The 5,305-nt window shown below is 30.0% G+C and carries 5 protein-coding genes; all 5 read left to right on the forward strand.

The window, feature by feature from the left end; genetic code table 11:
• Positions 1 to 152: 152 nt before the first annotated feature.
• Positions 153 to 857 (forward strand): SIMPL domain-containing protein, encoded by a 705-nt coding sequence (locus tag ESY88_RS20200; protein ID WP_147088491.1) that lies wholly within the window; start codon positions 153 to 155, stop codon positions 855 to 857.
• A gap of 164 nt (positions 858 to 1,021) precedes the next feature.
• Positions 1,022 to 1,258, forward strand: coding sequence for a phospholipase D-like domain-containing protein (locus ESY88_RS20205; protein WP_147088492.1), 237 nt, complete (start codon positions 1,022 to 1,024; stop codon positions 1,256 to 1,258).
• A gap of 158 nt (positions 1,259 to 1,416) precedes the next feature.
• Positions 1,417 to 2,532, forward strand: coding sequence for a helix-turn-helix domain-containing protein (locus ESY88_RS20210; RefSeq protein ID WP_147088493.1), 1,116 nt, complete (start codon positions 1,417 to 1,419; stop codon positions 2,530 to 2,532).
• Between the two features lie 99 nt (positions 2,533 to 2,631).
• The gene (locus ESY88_RS20215; RefSeq protein WP_147088494.1) at positions 2,632 to 4,098 is read left to right on the forward strand and encodes a serine hydrolase; all 1,467 of its coding nucleotides are present in this window, start codon (positions 2,632 to 2,634) and stop codon (positions 4,096 to 4,098) included.
• 158 nt (positions 4,099 to 4,256) lie between these two features.
• Positions 4,257 to 5,168 (forward strand): alpha/beta hydrolase fold domain-containing protein, encoded by a 912-nt coding sequence (locus tag ESY88_RS20220; protein WP_147088495.1) that lies wholly within the window; start codon positions 4,257 to 4,259, stop codon positions 5,166 to 5,168.
• Positions 5,169 to 5,305 lie beyond the last annotated feature (137 nt).

The raw sequence follows: 5,305 nt of genomic DNA on the forward strand, positions 1-5,305 counted from the left end.
ACAACATCGCGTATAATTAATTGCTGGGCCTGTTCTTCTTCCGAAAATACTCGTGGGATGCCCAAGTTCGTTTTTATTTGCTAAATTAGCGATTGAGACACGCAACTAATCATACTCAAGAGCGTTGTGTAGCATATAAAACAAAAAACCAAATGAATAGAATATTACTGATTTTAGGACTTATTTTAACTTGTCAAATTTCAAACGGACAAACTAAAAACTTTATTGACCAACCATATCTTGAAACAATAGCAAAGGTTGACACACTGATAAAGCCAGATATTATTTATTTGGACATTTTAATTCGAGAGAAGGATGAAAGAAATAGAATTCCTGTCGAAGAAATGGAATCAAAAATGATTCAGAAATTAAAGTCTCTCGGAATTAATACTGAAAAACAACTAACGCTTTCTGATTTAGCGAGCAATTTCAAAAAATACTTCCTGAAACAAAAGGATATAATGAAAGACAAAGCATACGAATTAAAGGTTTTTGACTCACAAACCGCAGGTAAAGTATTAGTTGCATTAGAAGAAATCGGAATATCTAATGTCAATTTAGACAGAACTGAATATTCTAAAATGGAAGAATTAAAACTTGAACTTAAAGCAAAAGCAGTTGAAAAAGCTAGAACACAAGCTGACTTTTTAGTAAGACCATTAAATCAAAAAGTAACTCGTGCGATTCATATAACTGACAAATATTACGAAACTTACAATAATTTCAGCGGAGAATTACAGGAAGTTGTCGTAATGGGATATTCAAATAAAGGAAAACAAGAATACGAACCACCAACGATTGAGTTTAGACCAATCAAAGTGGAGAGTGAAGTAAGTATTAAATTTGCCATTGAATAAAATACGCTACACAACACCGTGTATAAGCCATTGCTGGGTCTGTGCTAATCTGGAAAATTCTTCGGAATTTTCCAGCGGAGTTTTGTATCTTTAATGGTTCGTGCTTTAATACGCAACGGTCCATACACATAAACGTTGCCCACAATTTGACCAAACTAACCCGAATGGAAATACATTTTGAAAATATTAAAGAAATTATAATCCAAAACTTGAAACACGCAAAATTCAATGTTTTTGCTTCCGTTGCTTGGGTTGGAGAAAATTTCATTATTAGAGAGTTAACTAATTGTCTTAAAAGAGGAATTCAAGTAGAAATCATTGTCAATGATGATGATAGATTTTTAAATTACAAATCTAAATTTACCGAATTTTTGGAATTAGGCGGGAAATTGTATCTTTAATAGTTCGTGTGTGAGACACGCAACGGTCCATACATAACAACGTTGGCATTCATTTAAAAAAAACCGTATTAAATCAAAAAAATAACAGAAATTTATTACGAAATAAACTCAAAAAAGAATTTTAGAATGGAACAATTTAAGACCTAATATTCGAACTTATGACATTTAGCATTATCGAATTATTAGGTGTTTTTGTTGTCTTTTTGTTCCTGTTTTTTGCAACATATTTAATTATTTCTAAAACAAGCAAAAAGTTAAGCAACTTAATTTTTGCAGTATATTTAATAATTATTGCTTTAGATTTTACTGCATATTTTTACCCTAAATTTATAACGTTATCATATTCTGCCGAAATGCTTCGAATGGAGGGTTTAGCTGGGTTAAAAGCCCCTTTATTTTACTTGTATATTCTTTCCATACTTTACGATAATTTCAAATTGAAAGTTAAGCATATCTTATTTTTTGTGCCTCTTTTAATTAATCTAACAATAATATTTCCCAATTTCTTCAACGTTAGCATAGATAAACAAGAATTATTTTTTAAAAATTATTATGAACAACCAGAAGCTATATTTGTCACCTTTTTTGGTTACATAATTGGTTTTACTTTTTTATTTGCTGGAGTTTACCAAGTTATACGGTATAGAAAAATCATAAAACAAAATTATTCTAACCCAAACGCCTTTATAAACTACACTTGGTTAAAAAAGTTTTTAATTATTTCTTTTATAATATCAGCTATAACATTGGCAAAAAGTATTTACAGGTTTACTTACAACAACATTGAAACTACTAACAATTTGCGTATTACAATGTTACTTTTCGTTATAATTTTCATTTCTTGGTTGTTTAGCAAAGCACTTTTTGCACCTAAAATATTTCAAGGTATAGATGCAAGTCTATTTCCTCTCAAAGTAAACATAGATGAAATTGAAGATTTAGGTATTAAAAAAATAGAACGGTTTATGCAAGAAAATGAACCTTATCTTGATTCATCCTTAACACTTCAAAAATTAGCAAATCAATTAGAAATTCCTTCAAGAGAATTATCCATTTTAATAAATCAACATATGGGAAAACATTTTTTTGATTTTGTCAATGAATATCGAATAAAAAAAGCAACCGAAAAATTAAGAAACACATCATCTAAAAAAATCACAATTCAAGAAATTATGTATGATGTAGGCTTTAATTCTAAAACACCTTTTAATACTGCATTCAAAAAACACACAGATTTAACACCTTCTCAATATAGAAAAACAATTGATAATTAATAACTTGTATAAAGTAGCACTAATTCCTAATAAAGTAGAACGTTCTTTTTTATTCTAAATAGTAGTTTTGCATTTTAAAATATCAAAAAATTAGAATTTATGAAAAAATGGTTTACTACTCTATTAATCCTTTCTCAATTAGTATTATTTGGACAATCAGGAAATAAAGAAAAAACAATTGAACAAAAACTAAAATACTTTTTGGAATTATCTGATTCTTTAATGATTAAAACTAATACCGCAGGAGTAGGAATAGCAATAGTTTATAACGGGGAAATAATTTATAAAGGAGGATTAGGCTACAGAGATGTTGCCAACAAAAATATTGTAACAGAAAACACTCTATTTCCTATTGGTTCTAATACAAAACCAATGACTGGCATAATTGCATCAAGACTTGTAGAAAAGGGTTTATTGGATTGGAACGCTCCTGTAAAAAATTATTATCCAGAATTTAAAGTAGATGATAATTATGTTACTGAAAATGCTACGATAAAAGACCTTTTTACTCATATGACGGGAGTTGGAAGATATGACTTACTGTACTATAAAAATTCATCAATTACAAGAGATGAAATATTGGAGAAACTTCCTTTGATGAAATCAAAATACCCAATAAGACAACAATATAGTTACAACAATTTTATGTATTTAATTGCTGGAATTGTTGAGGAAAAAGTGAGCGGAAAAAATTGGGGTAATTTGGTGAAAGACGAAGTTTTCACACCTTTACATATGTATAATTCATATTCTGTATTTCAAGAATACTTAAATTATAAGGAAAGAGCAAAGGGTTATAAATCAGACGGTATTACAGAAGTAGATTATCAAAACATTGATATCATTGCTCCAGCAGGTTCTGTTTCATCTACCCCAAGCGATATGGCTTTATGGATTAAGATGTTGGCTAATAAAGGTAAGATTGATAATCAAAATTATATAACTGAAGACCAATATAATTATTATACTGCTCCTCACGCTACATTCAATCCAAATCGAGCTATTTCTTCCTCTATTGGTTGGATAATGGGATATCCAAATGGAAAAAAATTCATTCAAAAAGAAGGAGGTATAGATGGTTTTAGGTCAAAAGTAACTATTACAGAAGATGATAAGTTTGGTATTGCAATAATGACAAATAATTGGTCTGACTATATTTCAATAATTACAGACTATGCTCTCAACATTTTTGGGGATGATAATTACGAAAGAGATTATAAATGGGAAAAATCTTTAGAATATAAAAAAACTGATAACACGGAGAAGGACACAAAAGAAGAAAAACCGTTATTACACAAAATAGATGAATATATTGGAACTTACGAAGATGAGATATACGGAAAGATTACGATATCCAAAAATAAGAAAAAACTTCAGTTTAAATTCCACGACTTTAAAAGCAAAATGCTTCATTTAGGATTTGATAACTTTGAAGTAGGTTTGAATTTGGGAAATGGGAGTGAAGATTATATACTCTATTTTCATACTGGAATAAATGAAAAAATTGATAAAATTGAATTCAAACTGGAATCAAATATGCCAATATCTAATTTTAACAAGCAGTAGAGAAAAAACGAATGCCAACACCGTATATAAGGCTATGGCTTGGTCTGTGCTCATTTGGAAAAATTATGGATTTCCAAAAGTTAGTTTATATTTGGAGAGGTCTGTGTTAAAACACGCAACGGTCCATACACAACAACGTTGCCCACAATTTAAAAAAAATGCAGAAATACATAATAATTTTAGCTTTGATTACAATGTCTTGCAAAGGACAAAACGAGAAACCAAAGTCGACTGAAAAATCTACGCCCGAAATTATTAAAACATCAGAATTTGAATTAATCAAACCTGAAAATCAAAAAGGCTTGTTGATTTTATTTCCCTGCTTCCCTTGCGACGCTGATAACACATTAAACGAATTTAAAATTTCAGAAATTAGCGTTAAAAATGGTTTTTCAGTTTTAGCAATGAACTTAAACGAACTTTTGTTTCTTAAACCAAAAGAAAAACAAAAATTAGCTGAACAACTAACGAAAATAGTTAGTGAATATGATTTACCAAAAAAGAACATATTTGTTGGTGGATTTTCCAGCGGAGGAAATGTGAGTTTAACAATCTGTGATTATCTTGTAAAAACCAAAAGTCAAATTCAACCAAAAGGCGTTTTTATTGTGGATTCACCAGTTGACCTTTTGGGACTTTACAGAACAGCAGAAAAAAATTTAAAACTCAATTTTTCGGAATCATCCGTTGCGGAATCAAAGTGGATTAAAGAAATGTTAGATAGTGAGTTTGGAAATCCAGAGAACGGAATCGCAAATTACGAGCTGAAATCGCCTTTTACATTGGAAACCCAAAATATTGAAAACCTTAAAGGTTTAGAAAAATTAAAAATCAGATTTTATACAGAACCTGATTTAAAATGGTGGAAAGAACACGCAAAAAACGATTATAAGGATTTAAATGCTTTTTACATTCAAAAACTATCGGAACAATTAAAAACCGAGTTTGGAAAGAATAACGTTGAACTTATAAAAACAGAAAATCGAGGTTATCGAAAAAACGGGGAAAGACATCCACATTCTTGGTCGATAGTAAATGAAAAAGATTTAGTAAATTGGATGACCAAATAAAAAAACTGTGGGCAATAACTAAGTATTCGGCTCGCCGATAGGCCAGAGCTGAATACTGTGTTGACGAATCCGGTTGATTTGCCGTCTATGGGTAAAACGATGAATTTAAAGAAGGATGGCTGGAGTTTGCGCTGTTA

The sequence above is a fragment of the Subsaximicrobium wynnwilliamsii genome, from assembly GCF_007997225.1.
Classification (GTDB): Bacteria; Bacteroidota; Bacteroidia; order Flavobacteriales; family Flavobacteriaceae; genus Psychroserpens; species Psychroserpens wynnwilliamsii.